This window comes from Pistricoccus aurantiacus (genome assembly GCF_007954585.1).
GTDB lineage: Bacteria > Pseudomonadota > Gammaproteobacteria > Pseudomonadales > Halomonadaceae > Pistricoccus > Pistricoccus aurantiacus.
Genome location: NZ_CP042382.1, coordinates 3,590,675 through 3,614,530, shown reverse-complemented (window position 1 = coordinate 3,614,530; position 23,856 = coordinate 3,590,675). Strand labels below are relative to the sequence as shown.

The 23,856-nt window shown below is 61.0% G+C and carries 17 protein-coding genes and 1 pseudogene; 12 read left to right on the top strand and 6 right to left on the bottom strand.

Annotated features, from left to right (window positions below; all coding sequences use genetic code 11):
* The first annotated feature begins 94 nt into the window (after positions 1–94).
* The 12 genes from FGL86_RS17050 (at position 95) to FGL86_RS16995 (ending at position 13,714) form a co-directional block, all read left to right on the top strand.
* Positions 95–2,854, top strand: coding sequence for a molybdopterin-dependent oxidoreductase (locus tag FGL86_RS17050; protein WP_246131678.1), 2,760 nt, complete (start codon positions 95–97; stop codon positions 2,852–2,854).
* Positions 2,855–2,889: 35 nt separating this feature from the next.
* Entirely contained in the window at positions 2,890–3,870 is a 981-nt protein-coding gene (clrB, locus tag FGL86_RS17045) for a chlorate reductase subunit beta (protein WP_147185884.1), read from the top strand.
* Between the two features lie 10 nt (positions 3,871–3,880).
* On the top strand, positions 3,881–4,624 hold the full coding sequence (locus FGL86_RS17040) for a molecular chaperone TorD family protein (RefSeq protein WP_147185883.1): 744 nt from the start codon (positions 3,881–3,883) through the stop codon (positions 4,622–4,624).
* A gap of 16 nt (positions 4,625–4,640) precedes the next feature.
* On the top strand, positions 4,641–5,468 hold the full coding sequence (locus FGL86_RS17035) for a DOMON domain-containing protein (RefSeq protein ID WP_147185882.1): 828 nt from the start codon (positions 4,641–4,643) through the stop codon (positions 5,466–5,468).
* An 8-nt stretch (positions 5,469–5,476) separates the two neighbouring features.
* A complete protein-coding gene (locus FGL86_RS17030) occupies positions 5,477–6,613 on the top strand; it encodes an Mrp/NBP35 family ATP-binding protein (RefSeq protein ID WP_147185881.1) in 1,137 nt (378 codons plus the stop codon).
* A 22-nt stretch (positions 6,614–6,635) separates the two neighbouring features.
* A complete protein-coding gene (locus tag FGL86_RS17025) occupies positions 6,636–8,519 on the top strand; it encodes a WD40/YVTN/BNR-like repeat-containing protein (RefSeq protein WP_222433768.1) in 1,884 nt (627 codons plus the stop codon).
* A gap of 190 nt (positions 8,520–8,709) precedes the next feature.
* The gene (locus FGL86_RS17020; RefSeq protein WP_147185880.1) at positions 8,710–9,981 is read left to right on the top strand and encodes a NupC/NupG family nucleoside CNT transporter; all 1,272 of its coding nucleotides are present in this window, start codon (positions 8,710–8,712) and stop codon (positions 9,979–9,981) included.
* Between the two features lie 42 nt (positions 9,982–10,023).
* The gene (gene deoC, locus FGL86_RS17015) at positions 10,024–10,812 is read left to right on the top strand and encodes a deoxyribose-phosphate aldolase (RefSeq protein WP_147185879.1); all 789 of its coding nucleotides are present in this window, start codon (positions 10,024–10,026) and stop codon (positions 10,810–10,812) included.
* Positions 10,812–12,140, top strand: coding sequence for a thymidine phosphorylase (deoA, locus tag FGL86_RS17010; protein ID WP_147185878.1), 1,329 nt, complete (start codon positions 10,812–10,814; stop codon positions 12,138–12,140). Before deoC ends, deoA begins: the two co-directional genes overlap by 1 nt.
* Complete coding sequence (deoD, locus tag FGL86_RS17005; protein WP_147185877.1) at positions 12,140–12,874, top strand: purine-nucleoside phosphorylase; 735 nt, start codon at positions 12,140–12,142, stop codon at positions 12,872–12,874. The genes deoA and deoD overlap by 1 nt, the downstream gene beginning before the upstream one ends.
* Positions 12,871–13,290, top strand: coding sequence for a cytidine deaminase (gene cdd, locus FGL86_RS17000; protein WP_147185876.1), 420 nt, complete (start codon positions 12,871–12,873; stop codon positions 13,288–13,290). The genes deoD and cdd overlap by 4 nt, the downstream gene beginning before the upstream one ends.
* 34 nt (positions 13,291–13,324) lie before the next feature.
* Positions 13,325–13,714, top strand: a complete 390-nt coding sequence (locus tag FGL86_RS16995) for a thiol-disulfide oxidoreductase DCC family protein (protein ID WP_147185875.1) — start codon at positions 13,325–13,327, stop codon at positions 13,712–13,714.
* A 63-nt stretch (positions 13,715–13,777) separates the two neighbouring features.
* Here the strand turns inward: FGL86_RS16995 and FGL86_RS16990 are convergent.
* The 6 genes and pseudogenes from FGL86_RS16990 to FGL86_RS16965 all read right to left on the bottom strand — a co-directional run bounded on the left by FGL86_RS16990 (position 13,778) and on the right by FGL86_RS16965 (position 23,843).
* Positions 13,778–16,839, bottom strand: a pseudogene (locus FGL86_RS16990) (efflux RND transporter permease subunit).
* 61 nt (positions 16,840–16,900) lie between these two features.
* Positions 16,901–17,998 carry an efflux RND transporter periplasmic adaptor subunit gene (locus FGL86_RS16985; protein ID WP_186764435.1) on the bottom strand — a complete coding sequence of 366 codons (1,098 nt, stop codon included), beginning with the start codon at positions 17,996–17,998 and terminating at the stop codon, positions 16,901–16,903.
* 705 nt (positions 17,999–18,703) lie between these two features.
* On the bottom strand, positions 18,704–20,470 hold the full coding sequence (locus tag FGL86_RS16980) for a PHA/PHB synthase family protein (protein WP_147185873.1): 1,767 nt from the start codon (positions 20,468–20,470) through the stop codon (positions 18,704–18,706).
* 102 nt (positions 20,471–20,572) lie between these two features.
* Positions 20,573–22,438, bottom strand: coding sequence for a V-type ATP synthase subunit A (locus FGL86_RS16975; protein ID WP_147185872.1), 1,866 nt, complete (start codon positions 22,436–22,438; stop codon positions 20,573–20,575).
* On the bottom strand, positions 22,438–23,151 hold the full coding sequence (locus tag FGL86_RS16970) for a hypothetical protein (RefSeq protein WP_222433767.1): 714 nt from the start codon (positions 23,149–23,151) through the stop codon (positions 22,438–22,440). Before FGL86_RS16970 ends, FGL86_RS16975 begins: the two co-directional genes overlap by 1 nt.
* A 2-nt stretch (positions 23,152–23,153) precedes the next feature.
* Positions 23,154–23,843 carry a hypothetical protein gene (locus tag FGL86_RS16965; protein WP_147185871.1) on the bottom strand — a complete coding sequence of 230 codons (690 nt, stop codon included), beginning with the start codon at positions 23,841–23,843 and terminating at the stop codon, positions 23,154–23,156.
* Between the last annotated feature and the right edge of the window lie 13 nt (positions 23,844–23,856).

Below are 23,856 nucleotides of genomic sequence, written 5' to 3'. Positions count from 1 at the left end.
CACCTTGCAAGACACTGTACCTGGTAAAAACATCAGCTTGTAAAACATAGAAAGGCAGGGCCCATGCAGGCTCGCCAACGAGGAGGAGAGGACCATGGGGATGTGGAAACTCAAGCGCCGGGACTTCCTGAAAGGCATGGGGCTCACCGGTACCGGCGTGCTGCTCAGCGGCAACGTCTGGGCGCTCAACCGTCTCGAGCCCATCGGTGACACCCTGAACGATGAATACCCGTATCGTGGCTGGGAAGACCTGTATCGCAACGAATGGGCCTGGGACAAGATCGGCCACGCCGCCCACTGCATCAACTGCATGGGCAACTGCGGCTGGGACGTCTACGTGAAGGACGGCATCGTCATCCGCGAGGAGCAGATCGCCAAGTATCCTTCCGTCAATGACAAGGTGCCGGACGCCAACCCGCGAGGTTGTCAGAAAGGCGCCATCCACTCCACCGCCATGTACGAGGCGGACCGTATCCACTATCCGCTCAAACGGGCCGGTGAGCGCGGCGCAGACAAGTGGCAGCGTATTTCCTGGGATCAGGCCACGGAGGAAATCGCCGACAAGATCATCGATATCTTCGAGAAATACGGCCCGGGCAAGCTCAAGACTCACCAGGGCTCCGGCAACCAGTCCATGATGCGTCAATCCGCGGGCAACCGCTTTTCCTCGCTGGTGGGCGGTATCCAGCTCGACGGTTTCACCGTGGTGGGCGATCTGAACACCGGGGCGCATCTGGCCTATGGCAATCCCCTGGAAAGCTTCACCTCGGATGCCTGGTTCGATGCGGACTACATTCTGCTGGGCATGATCAACCCCAACGCCACCCGTATCCCGGATGCCCACTATATCTGGGAAGCGCAGCACAACGGCGCGCGTATCGTTTCCACCGCTCCGGACATGAATCCCAGCGCGATACACGCCGATCTGTGGATGCCCATCAAGAAAGGTACCGATCCCTATCTGGCCATTTCCATGGTCAACGTGATCATCGAGGAAAAGCTCTACAAGCCCGACTTCATGAAGGAGCAGACGGATCTGCCGATCCTGGTGCGCACCGACAATCAGAAGATGCTGCGGGAATCCGATGTGGAGGAGGGCGGCTCCGAGGAGGTCTTCTACCACTGGGATCTCAACACCAACAAGGCGGTCAAGGTCAAGGGCTCCATGGGTTCCACGGACAAGACCCTGAGACTCGACGACGTCGATCCTGCCATCGAAGGGGAATTCCATTTCGAGGGTTTCACCGTCGCTCCGGTCTTCGAATTCGTCAAGAAGGAGGCTGCCAAGTTTCCGCCGGAAGACACCGAGGCGCACACGGGTCTGAACGCGGACATGGTGCGCCGCGAGGCGCGGCGCATGGCGGAAGCGCGCAAGGCCATCGTCATGCTGGGCTATATCACGTCCTTCTATTCCAACTGTCTGTTCACCGGCTGGGGCTATGCGCTGGCGCTGGCGCTGACCGGCCACGGCGGCAGGACCGGCGGCCTGGATACCTCCTGGGTGGTATGGAATCATCCGCGCTGGAATGAACTTGCCAACTTCGGCGGCAAGAAGCTGCCCCGCTACGAAGCCGGCGGCATCGGCGAGTTCAAGCGCGGCAACATGATAGTCGGCGCTCGCAAGCATTTTGATAACGCCAAGCTCAAGGAAGCGGTGGGTTTCGATCTCGACGATATGGAAGAGATGATGCAGGAGTCCATCGACAAGGGTTGGATGCCCTACTACGGCGAGATCAAGGGCATGATCTCCGTGGCGGACAACACCTTCCGGCGCAACAAGTACCTCGAAGAATACCGTAGACAGCATCTGGAACAGGCCAGCGAACTCTACGTCAACATCAACACGCGCCTGGACTCCACCGCGCAGTGGGCGGATTACGTATTGCCCGCGGCCAGCCACTACGAGGCCTGGGATCTGCGCACTCAGGGCTTCCACCGCTACTGTAACGTCTTCACTCGCCCGGTGCCGCCTATCTTCGAGTCGAAGCCGGACTGGGACATCATGGTGATGCTGACCAAGAAGATTCAGGAGCGGGCCATCGAGCGCGGCATCGGACCGATCGAAGACGGCGACGTCACTCGGGATCTGCATACCATTCATGACGACTTCACCATGGACGGCAAGCTGATGACCGACTACGACGTGACCAAGTGGATGGTAGAAAATTCGCCGGAGTACGGTGACGTGACGATTGAAGAGGCAGCGGAGAAAGGCTTCATCGTTCTGAACGAAAAGGCGGGCACCAATCAGCCCTTGGTGAAGGACGAGCCATACAACCCGTTCACCGCCCAGACCGATACCAAGAAGCCTTACGATACCCTGACCGGGCGGATAACCTTCTACTGCGATCACCCCTGGTTCATGAAGATGGGCGCCGCGGTACCCACCGGACGTGGCACCGCCGGGCCCGCGGCCTCGAACTATCCGCTGGCGTTCTACTCACCTCATACTCGCTGGGGCATCCACTCCAACTGGCGTTCCAACAAGTTCATGCTGCGCCTGCAGCGGGGCGAGCCCAATATCTATATCAACCCGCAACTGGCGAAGGAAAGAGGCATCAAGGACGGCGATACGGTGCGGCTGTTCAACGCCAACGGCGATTTCTTTGCCCAGGCCAAGTTCTATCCAAGCATCCCCGCCGACACGATCATGATGGAGCACGGCTGGGAGCCACATCAGTACATCCACAAGAAGCCCATGAACAACTCCATGGCGACCTTCCTGCAGCCATTGGAAATGGCCGGCGGCTGGGGCCATCTGGGCTTCAAGTATGCGATGTGGAACGCCAACCAGTTGGCTCATGAGGGTAGCTACGACATCGAGCTGGCAAAACCACAAGACATCATTGCCTGAACCCTGACCGGCACCAGTTCGAGAGGAGAAATATCATGGCTGTCAAACGCCAAATAAGCATGGTTCTGGATCTGAACAAGTGCATCGGTTGCCAGACCTGTACGTCCGCCTGCAAGTTGATGTGGACCAACCGCAACGGTCGCGAATACATGTACTGGAACAACGTGGAGACCATGCCCGGGCCGGGCTATCCACGCGACTATCAGAAGATGGGCGGTGGTTTCGACGAGGAAGGCGCCTTGAAGCTGAGCAGGCAGCCTACGTTGGAAGATTACGGTATTCCCTGGGAATACAACTACGACGACGCGCTGATGGCGGGCACCGACCCCTGGCTGCGTCCCAACGTCAAGCCCACCTGGGGGCCCAACTGGAACGAAGACGAAGGCGAGGGCGAGTACCCCAACAGCTACTACTTCTACCTGCCGCGGCTGTGTAATCACTGCGCCAACCCGGCCTGTCTGGCGGCCTGTTCCCGCAACGCCATCTACAAGCGTCAGGAAGACGGCATCGTGCTGGTGGACCAGGAGCGCTGCCGGGGCTATCGCTACTGCGTCAACGCCTGCCCCTACAAGAAGGTCTACTTCAACGAGGAAATCTCCAAGTCCGAGAAGTGCATCTTCTGCTATCCGCGTATCGAGAAAGGCCTGGCTACCGCTTGTGCCCGTCAGTGCGTCGGCCGCATCCGCTGGATCGGCTATCGGGATGACGAGGAAGGTCCGATTCATACCCTGGTGGAAAAGTACAAGGTCGCCCTGCCGTTACATCCGGAATGGGGGACTCAGCCCAACGTCTTCTATGTTCCGCCTTCTTCCCCATCGAAATTCGGGCCGAACGGCGAGGAACTGGACGAGCCCAGGGTGCCGCTCAAATACCTGGAAAGCCTGTTTGGCAGCGGCGTCAAGGATGCGCTGGAGACCGTGAGGCGAGAGCGCCAGGCCAAACGGGAAGGCCGGGAAAGCGAACTGATGGATACGCTGATCGGCTTCAAGCACGCCGAAATGTTCAAGCTGAGCTGAGGACGACACGATGACCACGGCTCAACGGCTGCCCATGGCGGACTCCCCCGCGCGCGCGGAAGCCAAAAGTGCCATCTACCGCCTGGCGGCAGTGGCCTTTGGCCACCCCTTGCCGGAAACCCAACAGGCCTTCGAGGATGGCAGCTTCCATCAGGCGCTGGATAGCGCCTGGCAAGCCGTCACCGGGCGCCCCTGGCCTTGCCAGCCCGCCAGCGCCGACTTCGTCGAACTGGAATCCGGCTATATTCGTGTTTTTCACCACGGTCGTCAGGGCAAGCCCCAGGTCGCGCTGGTGGCTGGCGAGTATTCGGAACTGCTCGACGGCATTGCGCGCCCTACGTTCATGCTCAACGTGCAGGCCTTTTACAAGTATTTCGGCCTGAAGGCAGCGTTGGGAGACGAGGGCCGTACCGAAGAACCAGATCATCTGAGTACCATGCTCGAGTTCATGGCGGTATTGACCCATCTGGAAGCTCAGTCGCTCGCGCAACGAAAGGAGCCGGATGCCTATCGTCGCGCCCAGCGGGATTTTCTCAAGCGCTGTCTGGTGCCGCTGCTTGAGGTTATTCAGCAGCAGGTCGCCCGTGAAACGAACCTGATGCTGGATGCGACCCTGATACGTCTGATCGAAGATCTGCCGGAGTGGGCCAGGAATCAACTGGTCGAGCTCGAAGCGCGGATCGGGCCTTACGATGAAAAGACGAAGGACGCCGCGAGCAAGGGCCGCGCCCTCGACCAGAACCTGTGGAATTGAGGAGAGAGAGATGAGAATGCAGCGCTCAATCAACTACCTGGCGGCGCTTTTGATCGGACTACCGCTATCCGGCGTCGCCTTGGCGGAATTTTCGGAGTTCGAGAACCCCAATATCCAGGAAGTGCAGCCTTGGGACACCGTCAAGGTGGGCCGGGTGCCGGACTTCATCTACCTGCGTAGTCTCGATGATCCGGACGACATCGTCTGGGACCGCATTCCCAGCTATCGCACCTATCTGAGCGTGGCGCCGCCGGTACACCCGTCGACGAAACTGCGCTTCGATGCGGACAAGGGCACGAACCTGTATTTTCAGGTCGCCCGCAGCTCGGATCGTTTCTATGTGCGTCTGCGCTGGAAGGACACCTCCAAGAACGTCGGCACCACCGTCGACGGCTTTCGTGATGCCGCGGCCATTCAGTTCGCTCTCGACGGCAGTACGGATACGTCCTACATGATGGGCAGCGGTCCGGATAAACCCGTCAATATCTGGTACTGGCGCGCGGATCGCAAGTATGTCGTGGAAGACCTGGCCGCCGGCGGCTATTTCAGTACCACCATGTTGCCCGAACAACCGGTCAGCGGCGATGTCGCTTATATCACGGGTCGCAATCCCGTCGACTGGGAGTGGCATCTGGTGATGTCCCGGGAAATCGGCACCGACGGAGAGCATCAGATCGACTTGACCCAGGATGAGATCCCCATCAGCTTCGCCGTGTGGCAAGGCAATGAGGGGGGGCGGGATGGCAACAAGCGCGTTACCCAAGGGTGGATTCTGCTGGATAACACTATCGAGGGTGATCAGAAAGCCCAGGCCCAAGCATCGGCTCAAACCTCCAATCAATAGGTGACGGAATGTCGGTTTCCTACCTCAACGTAGGCAATGACTCAACAGACAATAACGAGGAACTCAAGCTCAGCCCGGCGGATTGCGGGCTGGGCCATTCCTGTCAGTTCTGCCCCCATGAGCCCCACTGCAGCCTGGACAAGCCTCACCATGAAAAGCTGCTGATCGAAAGCCGTCTCGAGCGCATCGATCAGATCATCCTGGTGATGGCCAACAAGGGCGGCGTGGGCAAGAGCACCGTCTCCGCCAATCTGGCCACCGGCCTTGCCCAGCGCGGCTATCGGGTCGGGGTGGCGGATGCGGATATTCACGGTCCCAATCAGAGCCGTTTCTTCGGCTTTGCCGGGGAGCACGTGCGCCTGAGCGATCAGGGCCTGGGGACCAAGAATTTCACGGAGGATTCCCTGGCGCATCCGGTCAAGGTGGGGTCGCTGGCCTTTCTGATGGAAAGCGACGATACCCCCATCGTCTGGCGAGATGCCTACAAGCACGACTTCATGCATCATCTGGTGGGTTCCTTCGACTGGGGGGAGCTGGATTTCCTGATCGTGGACATGCCCCCGGGCACCGGCAACGAACTGATCACCCTGGCGGACATGCTGGAAGGCGCAAACGTCTCGGCCTTGCTTGCCACCACGCCACAGGACGTGGCGCTGATGGACAGCTTGAAGGCGGTGCGTTTCTGCCATGAGCGCGGCCTGCCGATGCTGGGGGTGGTGGAAAACATGTCCGGCATCACCTGCCCGCACTGCAGCGGCGAGTTTCACCTCTTTCCCCGGGATCATCTGGTGGAAAGTCTGGCTCGGGCCGGTATCGAATCCCTCACCCAGATTCCTCTGGCACTGGAACTCGCCTCCGGCTCCGATCTGGGCACGCCGGTGGTGGTCGCGCATCCTCAGAGCCCCGCCGCCCAGGCATTCACCCCGGTGGTGGACGCCTGCGTGGCAAAAGCCCAGGCGGAATTCTCTCAGGCCGCGGTGCACTCCCTGGGGGATGCCTTCGAGAAGAATCTCGAGTCTTCCGATCTGGAAGATGCCCTGGCCGGCTTGCCGCCGGAAGAACGCGATGCTGTCCGTCAGGAAATCGAAGCCATGCTGAACGCCGAACAAGGCCGCCTTTCCGGCGATGGCGAACGCAGCGAATAAGCTAGCTCGAACAAGGAATTCCATGAGTCCCTCTGATACCGCTGTAAACCCCCGCCGTCAATTGTTTCGCGATTTGTTCGGGGTGGGCGATCCCGAGGCGCCGCATCAGGCGCCCTGGCATCGGGTGCCCGAGGTCAGCGCCGGTGACGGCGACGTGCTGTGGTCCGGCTGGGCCTCCAGCAGCGAAGTGTTCGTGGTCGGCGATGAAGGCATGGTCCTGCACTTCGACGGCACTCCTGCGCAGGACGGCAGCCTCTGGCATCGCATGGACACACCGATACGGCTGCCGCTGCACGCCATCTGGGGTCTTGATCGCTCCAGTCTTTACGCCGTGGGCTGGATGGGCACCATCCTTCATTTCGATGGCGACCAATGGCGCCTGCAGCGCGGTGGCATCATTGACGAGCGAACCGAGCGTTTCGCCTCCTGCGAGGAAAACACGCCTTTGTTCGACATTACCGGCGACGAGACCGGCCGCGCCTGGGCGGTAGGCGACGACGGCATGATCCTGACCCTCGAGGGAGAGACATGGCTGCGTGAAGACAGCGGTACCACGATCAATCTGCGCGGTATCACCCGCACCCCCAACGGTCAGCTCTACGCGGTGGGCGGTGAAGGCACGGTGCTGAGCAGCTCAGGCGACGGACATTGGGAGCAGATGGACTGTCCCTTCGGCTCGGGCTTCATGACCGTATTGGCCCTGGGTGACGAGGAGCTGCTGCTGGCCGGCGGGCGCTACTTCATCGACCAGAACGGTTTTCGCGGCGAGCTGGTACGCTATCACGCCGGGTGCTTCGAGAACGTCAAGGTCGACAAGCCCATGCCACGACTGCGTTCCCTCAAGACCTATAAAGACGGCGTGCTGATGGTCGGCGATCAGGGCCATCTCTACTACTTGAAGGGCAGCCGTCTCGATCAGCTTCAAAGCAACAACCGCCACGATCTGATGGATATCGTGCCGCTGCCGACCGGTGAAGCCCTGGCGGTGGGTGATTTCGGCACCATCATGACCGCCGCGGCGGATTTCACCCTGGCCCTGGCGCCGGTGGTAGATCCCAACGCCGAACAGGCCATCGATTGGGAGGTCATGGATTCCGGCACCCGGCACCAGCTCTGGGGCCTGTGGGCGAGCCCGGACGACACCCTTTACGCCTGCGGCGAGGCGGGCACGGTGCTGCGCTGTAAAAACCCCATTGAAAATGACGTCTGGGAAACATTGCCTGCCCCCAGCGAACTCTCGGTGCACTGTCTATGGGATGCGGGACAGGGTGGCCTGTATGCCGGTGGACAGATGGGACAGATCTTTCGCTTCGACGGCGATAAGTGGGACAAGCATTACGACCTGCATCTGGATATCACCATTCTCGCCATGTGGGGTACCGGGCCAAACTCGATCTACGCGGTGGGTGACGAAGGGCTGATCCTGCACTGGGACGGCCTGGGCTGGCAGCGCATGACCAGTGGCACCAAATCGGCGCTCTACAACATCTGGGGCATGGACGACGAGCATATCCTGGCGGTGGGGGATTTCGGCCTTATCCTGCGCTGGAACGGCGAGAACTGGGCGGAATTCCACGCCGGCACCGAGAACTTTCTCTACGACGTCTGGGGCGACAGCCTGAGCAATATCTTCATCATCGGGCTGTCCGGCACCCTGGGTCATTTCGACGGCACGCGCTGGGTGCTGACCCCGGCCCGGGCACGAGACGATCTGCTGGCGATAGACGGTTCGTCGGATGTCGGCCCTTATGTGGTGGGCACCAGCGGCAATATCCTGCGTTTCGAGGCAGGGCAGTGGCAGCCGGAAGCTTCCGGCATCACCACCGGTCTTCGCGCGGTGCAGGTCACTTCCCAGGGCGATGTCTACGCCGCCGGGGATCGAGGCGTGATCCTCAAGCGGAAATAGACCAGGGGCAAAGGCAGGCGAGCGGGCCGGCTGACCCACGCGGGCGGGCACCAGGAATGCTTGCCTTTTTGCCCCCTCCAGCCTGCCGGCGGTGGCGGTATCTTTCACCTCGCCACTTTCCCGGTACATCAGCGGAATGTCATGATCGATATCCATAACGATCCCTTCTTTCAATAACAAGGATATCGCCATGACACTGTTCATGAGCCTCGTCGGGATGGCGACCCTGATCCTCATCGCACTGTTGTTCTCCACCGATCGTCAAGCGATACGCCTGCGTACCGTAGGTGTCGCCTTCGCCATTCAGGCGGGTATTGGCGCCTTCGTGCTTTACGTCCCTGCCGGCCAGGCGGTGCTCAAGGCGGTTTCCGATGCGGTCAGTCAGGTCGTGCTGTATGCCAACGACGGTATCGATTTCCTGTTCGGCGGGCTGGCCGACGCGGAATCCGTCGGCTTCGTCTTCGCGATCAGGGTGCTGCCGGTGATCATCTTCTTCGCGTCCCTGACCGCGGTGCTCTACTATTTGGGCATCATGCAGTGGGTGGTGCGCATTCTTGGTGGTGCCTTGCAGAAAGCGCTGGGTACCTCCCGGGCTGAATCGCTTTCCGCCACGGCCAATATCTTCGTCGGTCAGACCGAGGCGCCGCTGGTGGTGCGTCCCTACATTGCCCGCATGACGCAGTCCCAGTTATTCGCGGTAATGAGCGGCGGGCTCGCCTCGGTGGCGGGCTCGGTGCTGGCGGGCTATGCCGCCCTGGGGATCCCGATGGAGTATCTGGTGGCGGCGTCCTTCATGGCCGCTCCGGGAGGATTGCTGTTCGCCAAGCTGATCATGCCCGAGACCCGGCATCAGGAAATCAACGTCGACGAGGCCAGCGAGGTGATCGAAGCCGAGGATCAGCCCAGCAACGTGCTCGACGCCGCCGCGACCGGAGCTTCTTCGGGCCTGAAGCTGGCCGCCAACGTCGGCGCCATGCTGCTGGCCTTCATCGGCCTGATCGCGCTGATCAACGGTATCCTCGGCGGAGTCGGCGGCTGGTTCGGCATGGAGTCGCTGAGCCTTGAATGGATCCTGGGCTGGCTGTTCGCTCCCCTGGCCTTTCTGCTCGGCGTACCCTGGGAAGAGGCAACGTTTGCCGGCTCCTTCATCGGCCAGAAGCTGGTGCTCAACGAGTTCGTCGCCTACGTCAACCTGGCCCCCTATATCGACGGTGAAACCGCGGTGGCCGCCACCGGCGCATTAGCATCCGCCCATACCGTGGCGATCCTGTCCTTTGCCCTGTGCGGCTTCGCCAATCTGTCCTCCATCGCCATCCTGCTGGGCGGATTGGGCAGCATCGCCCCGAGCCGTCGCCACGACATCGCCCGCTTCGGCCTCAAGGCGGTGCTGGCGGGCACGCTCTCCAACCTGATGTCCGCCGCCATCGCCGGCTTCTTCATCGCCCTGGCAGCGGCGGGATGATCGCCGGCATGGCAATTTCCACATGAATCACGAGAGGTCAGCATGATGCATTCTTCCGATAACGAACTTGGCGACGCGGCCCGCCAGGCCCTGAGTCTGATGGATCTCACCAGCCTCAACGACGACGACAGCGATGCCACCATCGAGGCGTTGTGCCGGCGCGCCAAGACCCCGGTCGGCACGCCGGCGGCGGTCTGCGTCTATCCCGCCTTCGTGGTGACCGCCAGACGCGCGCTGGCTGCCTACGGCCTCGGCGATAGCGTGAAGATCGCCACCGTCGCCAACTTTCCCCACGGCGAGGGGGAGGTCATGGATGTCGCCCGGGAGGTGCGGGCGGCGGTTGCCTCCGGCGCCGACGAGGTGGACGTGGTCTATCCCTATCGAGCCCTGGTGGCCGGCGACGAGGAACAGGGCCGCGAACTGGTGGCCGCCTGCAAGGCGGTCTGCGCCGATGCCACTCTCAAGGTGATCCTGGAAACCGGCGAGCTGAAGGATACGGCACTGATCCGGCGGGCCGGCGAACTGGCTATCGACGCCGGCGCCGACTTCCTAAAGACCTCCACCGGCAAGGTGTCGGTCAACGCGACCCTCGAATCCGCGGAGATCCTGCTGACCCTGATTCGCGACACCGGCCGCGAGGTGGGCTTCAAGGCTGCCGGCGGCGTGCGCAGTGCCGAAGATGCCCAGGCCTACCTGCAGTTGGCCACGCGCCTCATGGGCAGCGGCTGGCTCACCCCGGCGCACTTTCGTTTCGGCGCCTCGAGCCTGCTCGACGATCTGCTTGTCACCCTCGGCGTAGCCATCCTCCAGGATGACAGCGGAGGATATTGATGCTGCCCCAGGAGCTGATTCGCCACAAGCGCGACGGTCGCGAGCTTCCCCCGGCGGCCATCGCCGAATTCGTGCGCGGCATCGCCGAGGAGCGTATCGGTGACGGCCAGCTGGGAGCCTTCGCCATGGCAGTGTATCTCAACGGCATGAGCGAGGCGGAGACCCTGGCCCTGACCACCGCCATTCGGGATTCTGGCCAGGTGCTGCGCTGGGACGATCTCGATCTGCCCGGGCCGGTGCTGGACAAGCACTCCACCGGCGGAGTCGGCGATCTAGTATCGCTGGTGCTCGCCCCCTGGGTCGCTGCCTGTGGCGGCCACGTGCCGATGATTTCCGGGCGCGGCCTGGGTCATACCGGCGGCACCCTGGACAAGCTCGAGGCGATTCCCGGCTATGACGTGACGCCGGATCAGGCGCGCTTTCGGCGTCTGGTCAAGAAAGTCGGGGTGGCGATCATCGGCCAGACTGCGGACCTGGCGCCGGCGGACAAGCGTCTCTATGCGGTTCGCGACGTTACCGCCACGGTGGAATCCCCGCCGCTGATCACTGCCTCCATTCTCGGCAAGAAGCTCGCCTGCGGCCTCGACGCCCTGGTCATGGACGTCAAGACGGGGAGCGGCGCTTTCATGCCCACCCAGGAGGCGTCCATCGAGTCGGCCACTACCATTGCGGAGGTAGCCAGTCGGGCGGGCACGCCGACCACGGCGCTGCTCACGGACATGAGCCAGCCCCTGGCAACCTGCGCGGGCAATGCCCTGGAGGTACAGGAAGCCATTGCGCTACTCACCGGTGATAAGCGAGAAGGGCGTCTGATCGAGGTAATCCGGGCGCTGGCGGTGGAAATGCTGCTCCAGGGCGGCCTGGCGACGTCACGCCAAGCGGCCACGGCGAGTCTCGACCGGACGCTTGCCTCCGGGGCCGCCGCGGAGCGGTTTTCACGCATGGTGGCGGGGCTCGGCGGGCCCACGGATCTGCTCGAACGCACGGATCGTCATCTGTCTCAGGCACCTTGCCAGGTCGCTGTCTATGCGAATACGCCGGGTATCTTGGCTCGGCTCGACACCCGGGCCCTGGGCATGGCCGTGGTCGAACTGGGCGGGGGACGCCTGCAGGCCGGTGCCGCCATCGACCACGCTGTCGGCTTGAGCAATATCGCGGCACTGGGCGAGCGGGTCGATACCACGCGGCCCCTAGCAGTCGTTCATGCCCGGAGTCAGGCCGACGCGGCGCGTGCCGGCCAGCGCCTGCGGGCCGCCGCTGACGTGGGCGAGGCCGAAGTCACGCCGCCCGCCTTGATTCACGATGTGATCCGTCGAGGAGAATTCTGATGGGGACACCCCATATCGATGCCGGCCCCGGCGATTTCGCCGACACCGTGCTGATGCCCGGGGATCCGCTGCGCGCCCGGTACATCGCCGAAACCTTTCTCGACGAGGTGCGGGAAGTGAACAGCGTGCGCGGCATGAGCGGTTTCAGCGGACGCTACAAGGAACGTCCCATCTCGGTGATGGGCCACGGCATGGGCATTCCCTCGGTGTCGATCTATGCCCGGGAGCTGATCGTCGACTACGGGGCCAGGTCGCTGATTCGCGTCGGCTCCTGCGGCGCGGTGCGCGATGATGTCGCCCTGCGCGACGTGGTCATCGGCCTAGGCGCCTGCACCGACTCCGGGGTCAATCGCAGCCGCTTCGCGGGCATGGACTTCGCCGCCATCGCCGACTTCGAGCTGACTCGCCACGCGGTGGACGCCGCCGCGGCCCTGGGTATTCCGGTCAAGGTCGGCAACCTCTTCTCGGCGGATCTGTTCTACGATCCGCGTCCCGAGATTCTGGATCTGCTCAAGCGCTACGGTATCCTAGGCGTCGAGATGGAGGCCGCCGGCCTCTTTGGAGTGGCCGCGGAATTCGGTGCCCGGGCCGCGACGCTGTGTACCGTTTCCGATCACATTCTGAAGGGCGGTTCGCTGTCCAGCACAGAGCGTCAGAGCACCTTCGACGACATGATGCTGGTGGCGCTGGAAACGGTAATGCGAGACGATCGGGCCCGGGAGACAGCGACATGAATACAGCCACTACCGCCATCGATGCCAACCTGGTCACCGAGTTGATCAGCGTGCGCGATCGCGCCTATGCACCGTACTCGAATCATCCGGTCGGCGCCCTGGTGGAGAGCGAAAGCGCTAGGCGCTACGCCGGCGCCAACGTGGAGACCGCCCACTACAAGGGGATCTGCGCGGAAGCTTCGGCCATCGCCGCCATGGTCAGCGCCGGGGAGCGCCGTTTGCAGCGGGTCTACGTGATCGGCCCCGGCGAGCACCTTTGCACTCCCTGCGGCGACTGCCGCCAGCGTATTCGCGAGTTCGCCACGGTCGATACGCGGATTCTGGTTCTCGATGCCCAGGGTCGTCTGCTGCGGGAGTACGATATGGAAGCGCTGCTGCCGGATGCCTTCGGCCCCGAGAACCTTGGCAAGCGCTGATTCGCGAACGCAAACAATGAAAGTGTCGAAGGCGATGACTGACGAAGCTGTACTGATCTATGACGGTGAATGCCCTTTCTGCGCGCGCTACGCCCAGCTGGTACGCCTGCGGGATAGCGTTGGCAAACTGCGCCTGGTCAATGCTCGGGAAAATACTGAAGAACTGAAAGAAGTCACCCGGGCAGGACTGGATATCGACGGGGGCATGGTACTCAAACTGAATGGGCGGCTGTATTACGGCAGCGAGGCCATGCAGGTTCTGGCTCTGCTGAGCAGCCGCTCCGGCCTGTTCAACCGTCTCAATCGCTGGATCTTTCATTCTCCCAGGCGAGCGCGGCTGCTCTATCCACCGCTGCGCGGTATTCGCAGCCTGGTGCTCAAGGGATTGGGGCGCAAGCCCATCGATAATCTCGATAAAGGATGAAGAAGGCAAATCCCCAGTCGCGGCTCTTGAGCTGAACAAGCCGCTGACCGGGCGCTATTGCCATCAAGAAGTGCGCGTCGTCTCCCTTGAGCGGATCCTGAAGAACACGGCGTAGAGCACCGGCACGATGACCAGCGTCAGCAGCGTCGCGAAACTCAGGCCGTACACGATCACCACCGACATGGACTGGAAGAACGCATCGAACATCAGGGGCATGACGCCGAGTACCGTGGTCAGTGTCCCCATCATCACCGGCCGAACCCGGCTGGCGGAGGCATCGATCAGGGCGTCCAGGCGCGAGGTGCCTTCGTCGATTTCCTGATCGATCTGATCCACCAGCACGATGGCATTCTTGATCAACAAGCCGGACAGGGACAGTATTCCAAGTATCGCCATGAACTCCAGGGGCGTTTGCGTGATGACCAGTCCCAGCACCACGCCGATCAGCGCCAGGGGCACCACCAGCCAGATCACCAGAGGCTGACGAACGCTGCCAAAAAGCACCAGCACGGTGATCACCATGGCAAGCAGACCCAGCGGCAGGGTGCTGGCCAGCTCTTCGTTGGATTCCTGAGAGTCGCCGTATTCCCCGTCCCATTTGAAGCTGTAGCCATCCGGTAGATCGATGGCCTCGATGTCCGCACGAATTCGATCGAAAAGCTGCGAAACGAGTTCATCCGGGTAAGGGTCGCTCTGCGCCTTGATCGTCCATATTCGGTCCTCGCGCTTCAAGGTGCCGTTGTCCCAGACCGTGACAAAGCCGTCGGTGACCTGTTCGATGGGCACGGTATTCCCGGTGGTGGAGCTGAGGACCTGAACATTCCTGATATTCTCGATGCTCACACGCTCGTCCATGGGCGCACGGGAGATAATGGGAATTAGGTCGTCTCCCTCACGATAGAAGCCCACCTGCTTGCCGGAAAAGTTGGTGGCCAGGGCGTTGGCCAGGTCCTGGCGCGATACGCCGGCCCGCTGGCCCTTTATGAGAGAATAGATCGGCTTGATGCTGCTGACCTGTTGTCGCCAGTCGTCCTTGATCGACAGCGCGCCTCCATCCGCCACCATGATAGTTTTTGCCTGATTGGCAAGGTCACGCAGTACGTCCGGGTCCGGACCCTGGAACGTGGCCTCGATCTTCGATCCGCCGCCGGCCCCCAGAATGAAGCGCCATACCTTGGCCTGTGCATTGGGATATGATTGATCGATGTGTTTCTGAATGATCGGCATCAGGCCGCCGATCTGGCGGTAGTCCTCGGTGCGGATCAAGAGCTGGGCATAGGCGCTGTTCGGCTGCTCCGGTTGATACACCAGCATGTAACGAATGCCGCCGCCGCCGATGGACGTTTCCACGTCCACGACCCCCTTCAGCTCTTCCACAAACGCCTCGACCTGCTTGATTTCCTGCTCGGTCTGCTCGATGCGCGTGCCTTGCGGCAGCCAGTAATCCACCACGATCTGCGGGGTCGTGGAGGCCGGGAAAAAGCCTGCATTGACATACTTGAAGCCCCAGATCGAGGTTGCGAACAATCCCAGCACGATGAGGATAACCAGATAACGATATTGCAACGCCAGTCTGAGAAATCCCTTGTAGGCGCGAAAAAACCAGTTGTCCCTGGATGCTTCTTTGGTACTGTTCACTGCTTCCTTGAATAGCCAGAAGCAGAACAGCGGTGTCAGCGTGACGGCAAACCCCCAGCTCAACAGCAGGGCGATCATGATCACCCAGAAGAGATGTCCCGCGTACTCCGCGGTATCGCCCGGCGCCAGACCGATGGGGGCGAAGGCGATGATACCCACCAGGGTGCCGCCCAGCAGCGGCCATTTGGATTGACTGACGACACGCTTGGCCAGCTCGAGTTTTTTCTGACCGCGCTGCACGCCCACCAGGATGCCTTCCGTCACGACAATGGCGTTGTCCACCATCATGCCCAGCGCGATGATGAGAGCGCCGAGAGAAACCCGGTGCATGGGAATCGCGACCAGATTCATGATCGCCAGCGTCGCGGATATGGTGACAAGCAAAATTGCGCCAATCACGAGCGCGGGTTTGACGCCCATGAAGATGATCAATGTCACCAGCACGATGATCAGGGCGGCAATCACGTTGATCATGAATGTCTGTACCGAGGTTTCGACTTCCTGGCCTTGATGGTAGTACTGGTGTAGCTCCATACCGAGGGGGCGGCGGCTTTCGATATCCGCCAATTTTTCGTCGACATCGTGTCCGATCTTGACGATATTGCCCCCAGCACACCGGCGATCCCGATGGCGATCGCCGGCTCACCGTTGAAGCGATACAGTTTTTTAGGCGGTGACTGATAGCCGCGCCACACGTGAGCAACATCTCGCAAATAGGTGACGCGCCCATCGCCTGACGTCGCAACCAGCAGGTTTTGAATGGCCGCCACCGAGTCCGTGGCGCCGCTGGGACGAATGGTCAATCGGCGCTGACCGATATCGACCTCGCCGGCGGCGACCACGGCGTTCTGTTGTTCGAGAGTGCGATAGATATCGCTTATCGATACGCCGAGCGAAGCAAGGTTCTGCCGCGAGATTTCAACGAAGATCGCTTCGCCGAGATCGCCGTCGTAGACGACCTTGGCAACCCCCTCGACCTGCAGCAATTCGCTCTGCAATTCCTTGGTGTAGCGCCGCAATTCCGCGGGAGTGAAGCCATTGCCGGTCAGAAAATAATAAAGACCGTAGACATCCCCGAAGTCGTCGTTGACCAGTGGCGTGCTCGCGCCAGGCGGCAGCGACGGCGCTGCGTCGTTGATCTTGTTGCGCAGCTTGGTCCATATCAGCTGCAGGTCGGCCTTGCTCGGTGCGAATTCGGTCTTGATGTTGACGGTAATTTCGGAGCGACCGCCCATCGAAGTGGATTCGATATCGCCGACCTCCTGCAACTGCTGCACCGCGCGCTCCAGCGGTTCTGTGACTTCCTCGGCGACTTCCAAAGGCGTGGCGCCCGGATATTGGGTGATGACCATTGCCGAGCGTATCGTGAACTCCGGGTCCTCGAAGCGCGGCATGTTCTGGTAGGCAAGCAAGCCGCCGGCCAATGACAGGAGGATGACAATAACGCACAGCAGCTGGTTTTTGATGCTGAATTCGGCCAGATTCATTGACTTACTCTTTGTTCAAGATTCATAGCAAGTAGCGCTATGCCAATGACAGCGGTGCCATTCATTCCGCCCAGGGAGTCACCTGTTCACCGTCGGTCAGGTAGGCACCGCCTGCGCCTATGACTTGTTCGCCTTTTGACAGGCCGTTTGTGACCAGAAGCATCTCGCCGATACCCGGCTCGATTTCGATATCCCGTCTGGACACCGTCATAGTGTCTGTGTCGATAATCCAGACGTATTGCTCGTCGCCATCGCTCTGCACCGCAGCCAGCGGCACCATGACAGCCTTTTTTATTGCTTCGTCGCTGTTCGTGGACCGCAACATTAGCGTGGCATTCATTCCGGGCAACACCACCATGTCCTCGGGCGGCATAAACGAAAACGTGACGGAATAGGTCTGGGAGGAGGCATCCGCGATCAGGTTTGCTTCCTGGTAGGTGGCTTCTATTTCTCGACCGGGCATTGCCTCAAGCAGCACTAGGGCGCCAGGATCTATTCGCGTCGGCACCTGGCTGATGATGCTCGCGGGAAGGTTGACGACCGCTTCCATCTGGCTGGTGCCGATGATGGTGGCAATCTTCGTTCCTGCCGCCACGGTTTGTAGCCGCCTCACGGGAAGTTCCGCAATCACGCCGCTGAACGGCGCATACAGGGCGGAATCCTTCAGGGCTTTTTCAGCGGAATTGAGCTCTGCCCTGGCGACATCGCGCTGGGATCGCTTCTGGTCCAGCGCGCTCCTGGCAATCAGGTTTCGCTCGGCAAGCTGCGCCGCGCGCCGAAATTCGCTTTCCGCGTTCTGGTATACCGCCCTGGCAGATGCCAGGTTGCTTTGAAAGTCGCCTTGATCCAGGCGTGAAACCAAGTCTCCCTCGCTGACCGACTGGGCTTTCTTGACGGGCAGCTCGGCAATCTTTCCACCGACCTGAAAACTGAGTTCCGTGAGTTCGGATGCGTCGATGATCGCTGGGTAGCGATGGCTGCGCAGGGTGTCGGCATCGTTGATCGTGATGATTTTTACCGGGCGATCGGTCTTCTCGGCTGCTTGATTATCCGTTTCAGATCCGCAGCCCAGCAGCAAAAGACACAGTGACAGGATGAAAATACGAGCGTAGTGGCTGGTTTTCATTTTTTCCTCTGAGGAGCCCTTCAGATCAACCATGAACTTTTCTTCACGCCGGTGACGGGTGCGATTTCCAACGATTTCAGGTGGGATAAAAGCGCATATCGTCAATCTCAATATCGATATCATACAGGGACTTTTCGCTTATTCCTCGGCGCGTCTAGGCCAATGATGATATCCATCAATTTATGAGAGGTTTTCAGCCGTAAAAGGGCGCCCATCTTGCTTTTTTTACGTCCAGATGATCGCGTTATTATTGCCCGATGATTTATATCGGTTTTTCGGGAAGACCACTCAGGTAACTGGTGTTGGCAAGCAGGCATGGCTCAGGTCGTCCTGATTCGCTGGCCCGACCTTGTTGGGTGTGTTTGCTAGATCAGCACGGAGAACAGATAGAGGAACGCCATAGTGGCGATGAAGAACGCTATCAGAAGCCAGCTGATACGATCCACCTCCGGGAATCCGGTACCAGCCGTCTTTCTTGGCGGATAGGCCGGACTCCCGGTACATCTTCTTCTGATCCTTGATGGTATAGGAAGGCAGTGGCTTGAAATAATTTAGGGTAGCGCCGTCTCGGTCTTGATTGTCGGAAGGGCACGCCATTTCAAAGCGTGCTTGTGCCGGCCAGCGCTTTGTCATCACCGTTGCAAATCGGCATCAAGGGGTGAAAAGCCCCTTTAGCCATTGTCGCAACCGCTGTTTGGCTTCCTGGATTTCCATGAAGCTTCCGCTTCTTTTAGAACGCTATTTTTGCAGCACATAGGTGCCCGGCGCATCCGTGAGAGGCGAATACTCCTCTCCACCCATTGCCGGCGGTGCGATCTGCTCCTTGCTCGAGCGTTCCACCAGCCAGGTTTGCCAGACCGGCCACCAGGAGCCTTGTTGCTTGGGCATCGAGCGCTGCCAAGTATCCGGGTCGATGTAGCTTGCCCTTTCTTGGCGGGTTTCGACCTGATAGGTACGCCGCGGATGGCCCGGCTCGCTGACGATGCCGGCGTTGTGGCCGCCGCTGGTGAGCAGGAAAGTCACTTCGTCGGCGTCGGTGAGCAGATGGATCTTGTAGACCGAGCGCCAAGGCGCGACGTGATCGCTGCTGGTAGCCACGGAGAAGATCGGCGCGTCGATATCGGAAATGGCAATAGGGCGGTCGCCGACGATATAGCGCCCGGTGGCCAGGTCGTTGTTGAGGTACAGCCGACGCAGGTATTGGGAATGCATCAGATAGGGCATGCGGGTCACGTCCGCGTTCCAGGCCATCAGGGCATTCATTTTCTGACGTTTGCCAAGCATGTATTCTCGGACCACGCGCGAGTAGATCAAGTCATTGGTGCGCAGCAGTTGGAAGGCACCGGCCATCTGGAAACCATCGAGATAGCCGCGTTCCTGCATCATGCTTTCGAGATAGTCGACCTCGCTTTCGGTGATGAACAGAGATAACTCACCGGCCTCGGTGAAGTCGGTCTGAGCCGCTAGTAGGGTAAGGGACGCCAGCCGGTGATCATTATCCCGAGCCATGGTGGCGGCCTGAATCGTCAATAGCGTGCCACCGAGACAATAGCCCACCGCGTGAATCTTGCGATCCGGCAGGATGGTTGCCACTACGTCCAGGGCCGCCTTGGGCCCCAGGCGCCGGTAGCTGCCCATGCCCAGTTCGCGATCGTCAGAGGTCACGTTGCGCCAGGAGACCATGAACACCGTATGGCCCTGGTCCAGCAGGTAGCGCACCAGGGATTTCTCCGGCGTCAGGTCGAGAATGTAATACTTCATGATCCAGGCGGGCACGATCAAGACCGGCTCCGCGTAGACCTTTTCGGTAGTGGGTGTGTACTGGATCAACTCGATCAGATGATTGCTGTAGATCACTTTGCCCGGTGTGGTAGCGAGATTTTCACCAACCTTGAAATCCTCGCTACCCACCGGCGGACAGCCGGTCATGCGCCGTTCTCGATCTTCGCAGAAGTTCTCCCAGCCGCGTACGAAATTCATGCCACCTTGTTCCAGGGTGGCATCGATCACTTCCGGGTTGAGCCAGGGGAAGTTGGAGGGCGACCAGCGGTCAAGCATCTGCCGGCCGATAAAGGACACCACGTTTTCGGTGCTTTTCGACAGTCCGTCGACGTTGGTGGAGGCGTTTTCCCACCATTCCTGCTGCAGTAGAAAGGATTGATAGAACAGATTGTAGGGCCAGCGGGACCAGGCTTTCCCCTTGAAGCGGCTGTCATGCGAGTCGGCTTCGATGCAGGGAGCACTTTCCAACCCCTGGTTGAACTGGCGTGCGTGGCGTAGCAGGTATTCAGACTTGTAGACCATCTCCTGCGCCAGCTCCAGCTGTTTGCCCGGCGACATGGCAAGATGGGCGAGCCATTCATAAATGACCGTGGAAACGCCGGCGGGAGTGATTCCTCCGGTCAGGCTGGCCATATTGGCCTTGATCGCCCGGTCCAGGATTTTCGTGGCGAAGAGGCCCTTGTTGGGGGTATGTCGAAAATTCTTGTGATCATAATCGCTCATGGTCATTCATTCTCCTCGTTACGCAATCCTGGGTCAGTCATCGCCTGGATAAGCGGATATTGTTGTTGTGTGCCTGGATCTCATATTGCCAGATGGTCTAGGCTAATTCGACTCCTGCGGCAGGGCTGCCAGATCAAGCCCTGCTTTTCCAGCCAAATCTTCTATCTCCCGATAATGACGACGATACTCGCTGGAATCCAAGGGCGCATAGTTGATATTTTTCATCTCGCTGGAAAGCGCGGTGAAATACTCACGAATGGCGTCCTTGTCATCGAAGGCGTACTCCGCGTTCACCAGCGGATAGATCAGCGCAAGACTTCGCTGCTGGCGCTCGGGCGAGGTGCTGCCGTCCACCGCGTCGAAGGCATCCTGCTGCAGGTACACCAGATCGAGAAAGCTGGCCTTGTGGTAGGTGAGGAAGTCCTCGACGGTGATACCCTCGTCGCCGGTAACCTGCATCATCTGGTTGACGTCCTCCCCATCGTGCAAAAGTTGCAGCAGCTCGTCGATGCGGGCCGGCCACTCGTCGCCCAGCCGCTCGGCGATGGCGGGCTCGAGCTCCGCCCGGTAGCGGGACCAGGAGAGCAGCGGGTCCACCGCCGGATAGAAGCGCTTGTAGGCGCGCTCGGAGGAAAGGCCGAGAAACGCCTTGACCGTGTTGAGGGTCGCCTGGGTCACCGGCTCCTCGAAGTTGCCTCCGGAGGGCGAGACGGTGCCGATCAGAGTCAGGCTGCCGGCATCGTCTGCGTTGTTGCGGATCACCCCGGCACGTTCGTAGACGCTGCGCACCGCCGAATCCAGGTAGGCCGGATAGGCTTCCTCGCCGGGAATCTCCTCCATGCGCCCGGAGGTCTCGCGCATTGCCTGGGCCCAGCGGGAGGTCGAGTCGGCGATCATCAGCACGTCGAGCCCCATCTGGCGGTAGTATTCGCCGAGAGTGATGCCGGTATAGATGGAGGCTTCTCGAGCGGCCACCGGCATCGAGGAGGTGTTGCAGATGATCACGGTACGATCCATCAGCGAGCCGCCGGTGGTGGGGTCGTCGAGCTGCGGAAACTCGGTAATGGTTTCCACCACCTCGCCGGCCCGCTCGCCGCAGGCGACGATGATCACGATATCCACGGTGGAATGGCGGGCGATCAGGTTCTGCAGCACCGTCTTGCCGGCGCCGAAGGGACCCGGGATACAGGCGGTGCCGCCGGTGGCGATGGGGAAGAAGGTATCGATCACCCGGATGGTGGTGTCCAGCTGGCGACTGGGATAGAGCCGTTCGCTGGCGTAGCTGTCCAATAAACGTTTCGGCAGCGGAGTTCGCACCGGCCAGCGCTGAGCCAAGGTGACCTGGCGCTCGGCACCGGACGCATCCACCAACCGCGCTATCGGCACATCCACGCTGAAGCTGCCTTCCTGAATCCAACTGACTTCCTGCTCTCCCCGGACGTCGAAAGGCACCATGATGCGATGGGTAAAGCGACCTTCCTGCACGGTGCCCAGGGTATCGCCGGCGCGCAGCTTGGCGCCCATGCGGACCTGAGAAGAGAAGGACCATTTGGTGGTCTTGTCCAGCGCGCCCAGATGCAGTCCTCGAGGCAGGAAGAAGCCGGATCGCAGGGCGATCTGCTCCAGGGGATTCTGCAGGCCGTCATAGATCTGCCCGAGCAGGCCGGGGCCGAGGGTGACCGAGAGCATCTCGCCGGTCTGCTCCACCGGATCGCCCACCTTGATGCCGCCGGTATCCTCGAAGACCTGAACGTCCGCCCGCTTGCCCTGCACCCGCAGCACCTCGCCCTTGAGGCGGATGTCGTGAGCTTCCTCGCTGTGTTTCTTGCCCTGAGCGGGGCGAATATAGACCACCTCGTTCTTCATCAGCCCCTGAGAGCGTTCGGTGGCCTCGATGACCACGATATCGTCCTGAACGCTGACCACCCGGCAGTCGCGCTTGATGTCCTGTTTGATAGTGGCATCCATCAGTTTCGTTCTCCCGAAAAAAGCGTTCCGTAGTCGCCGAGTCCACGTTCGATGTCCGCCTGCAGTCGACGCTCCGCCGCTTCGGCGTTGTAGCGCTGCCAGGCGGCGATCAGGCGCCAGCGCAGCCAGTAGATGACGACCTCGCGAAAATCGAAACGATCATACCGACGCGCCCAGGCCAGTCGGCGCCAGTTCTCTTCCAGCAGCAGCCGTTCCAGTTCCCGGGGGCGGTCGCGCTCAAGATGATCACGGGCCTCGGCGAGCCAGGGAAAGACAGGCCCCACGCCAAACAGCGGCTCCTGCCAGTGGACGCTGATGTGCGCCAGGTGCGAGCCGAATCCCCAGCGCTCGTCCAGGGCCGGCGCAGGTTCCCCCATGCGACGCCGGCGCAGCGCCGTCACCAGTGTACGCTGTTCGAGCCTGGTCTCGACGAGCTCGAGAACGCCCTGTTCCGCCAGCCGGGGCGCTGCCTGCCGGTAGCGCTTTATATAGCTGTCGACGGAGAGGTCCAGGCCCAGCTGATGCCAGTCGATCAAGCTTTCCAGCATCTCGAGACTCTCGCGATGGGCGTCGCTCAGGGTTTCGAGGCGATGCTCCAGGCGGATCGCCGAGATCGGCAGGGGCTCGCGTCCGAAGGGCGTGGCAGGCAGCGCCGGCAGGCTGGCTAGCAGGTCGACGTACTGGTGGCGCTTTGAGATGCCTATTGGTGACATGGCTACTTGACGATGCCTTCGAGCATGGCGCGAAAACGCGGCTGCAGGTGTGCCAATAGAAGCTCCGCCACCGCCTCATCGCTGATATCGAGCTCCATCTCGTTCTCGTGCAGGCGGATACGAAGGCCGCCAGCCTGCTCGCCGACGGAGAAGCGCACTCCTTCTCGCAGCACCTCCCGGGCCTGGGCGGCCACGAACCAGGAAAGCGTGCCTTCCTTGAGTTCTTCCGGGCGACGACGCAACTCCTCCAGCCCCAGCACGTCCCGGGGCAGCATCACTTCCACGTCCTTTTCCTTGTCCAGCGGCGTATCGCTCCGGGTTCGGGCAGCGAGCTCGAGGATCAGACGCTGCAGCAGATCCTCTCGGGTCATGGCCTCACCCACCAGCCAGCGCAGATGATCGCGAAAGCGATGGGTCAGGGTCGCCTGCATCTCCAGCACGCTGTCCCGAGCGGCGACTCGTAGCGCTTCCCTGGCGGAGCTCTCGAGGTGTCTGGCGTCTTCCCGGGCCCGCTCTCGTAGCGCCTGAGCATCCCGCTCAGCCTGTTCGATCATCCAGGTGGCGCGAGTTTCCGCGTCGGCGACGATACGCCGGGCTTCCTCGCGACCCTGCTCGACCCCTTCGCCGCGTAGCCGTTCGAGCAGCGCCTCGACGCCGGAAGAGGCGCCCTGCAAGGATTCCGATTGACTCATGGTGATCTCCTTG

Bases quoted from the DNA above. Each gene is read 5' to 3' on its own strand.
- FGL86_RS17050 (WP_246131678.1), top strand. From the start codon at position 95: ATGGGGATGTGGAAACTCAAGCGCCGGGACTTCCTGAAAGGCATGGGG.
- deoC (WP_147185879.1), top strand. From the start codon at position 10,024: ATGATGCATTCTTCCGATAACGAACTTGGCGACGCGGCCCGCCAGGCC.
- deoA (WP_147185878.1), top strand. From the start codon at position 10,812: ATGCTGCCCCAGGAGCTGATTCGCCACAAGCGCGACGGTCGCGAGCTT.
- FGL86_RS16975 (WP_147185872.1), bottom strand. From the start codon at position 22,438: ATGGATGCCACTATCAAACAGGACATCAAGCGCGACTGCCGGGTGGTC.
- FGL86_RS17025 (WP_222433768.1), top strand. From the start codon at position 6,636: ATGAGTCCCTCTGATACCGCTGTAAACCCCCGCCGTCAATTGTTTCGC.
- FGL86_RS16970 (WP_222433767.1), bottom strand. From the start codon at position 23,151: ATGTCACCAATAGGCATCTCAAAGCGCCACCAGTACGTCGACCTGCTA.
- clrB (WP_147185884.1), top strand. From the start codon at position 2,890: ATGGCTGTCAAACGCCAAATAAGCATGGTTCTGGATCTGAACAAGTGC.
- FGL86_RS17020 (WP_147185880.1), top strand. From the start codon at position 8,710: ATGACACTGTTCATGAGCCTCGTCGGGATGGCGACCCTGATCCTCATC.
- FGL86_RS16985 (WP_186764435.1), bottom strand. From the start codon at position 17,998: ATGGTTGATCTGAAGGGCTCCTCAGAGGAAAAAATGAAAACCAGCCAC.
- cdd (WP_147185876.1), top strand. From the start codon at position 12,871: ATGAATACAGCCACTACCGCCATCGATGCCAACCTGGTCACCGAGTTG.
- FGL86_RS16995 (WP_147185875.1), top strand. From the start codon at position 13,325: ATGACTGACGAAGCTGTACTGATCTATGACGGTGAATGCCCTTTCTGC.
- deoD (WP_147185877.1), top strand. From the start codon at position 12,140: ATGGGGACACCCCATATCGATGCCGGCCCCGGCGATTTCGCCGACACC.
- FGL86_RS16980 (WP_147185873.1), bottom strand. From the start codon at position 20,470: ATGAGCGATTATGATCACAAGAATTTTCGACATACCCCCAACAAGGGC.
- FGL86_RS17040 (WP_147185883.1), top strand. From the start codon at position 3,881: ATGACCACGGCTCAACGGCTGCCCATGGCGGACTCCCCCGCGCGCGCG.
- FGL86_RS17030 (WP_147185881.1), top strand. From the start codon at position 5,477: ATGTCGGTTTCCTACCTCAACGTAGGCAATGACTCAACAGACAATAAC.
- FGL86_RS16965 (WP_147185871.1), bottom strand. From the start codon at position 23,843: ATGAGTCAATCGGAATCCTTGCAGGGCGCCTCTTCCGGCGTCGAGGCG.
- FGL86_RS17035 (WP_147185882.1), top strand. From the start codon at position 4,641: ATGCAGCGCTCAATCAACTACCTGGCGGCGCTTTTGATCGGACTACCG.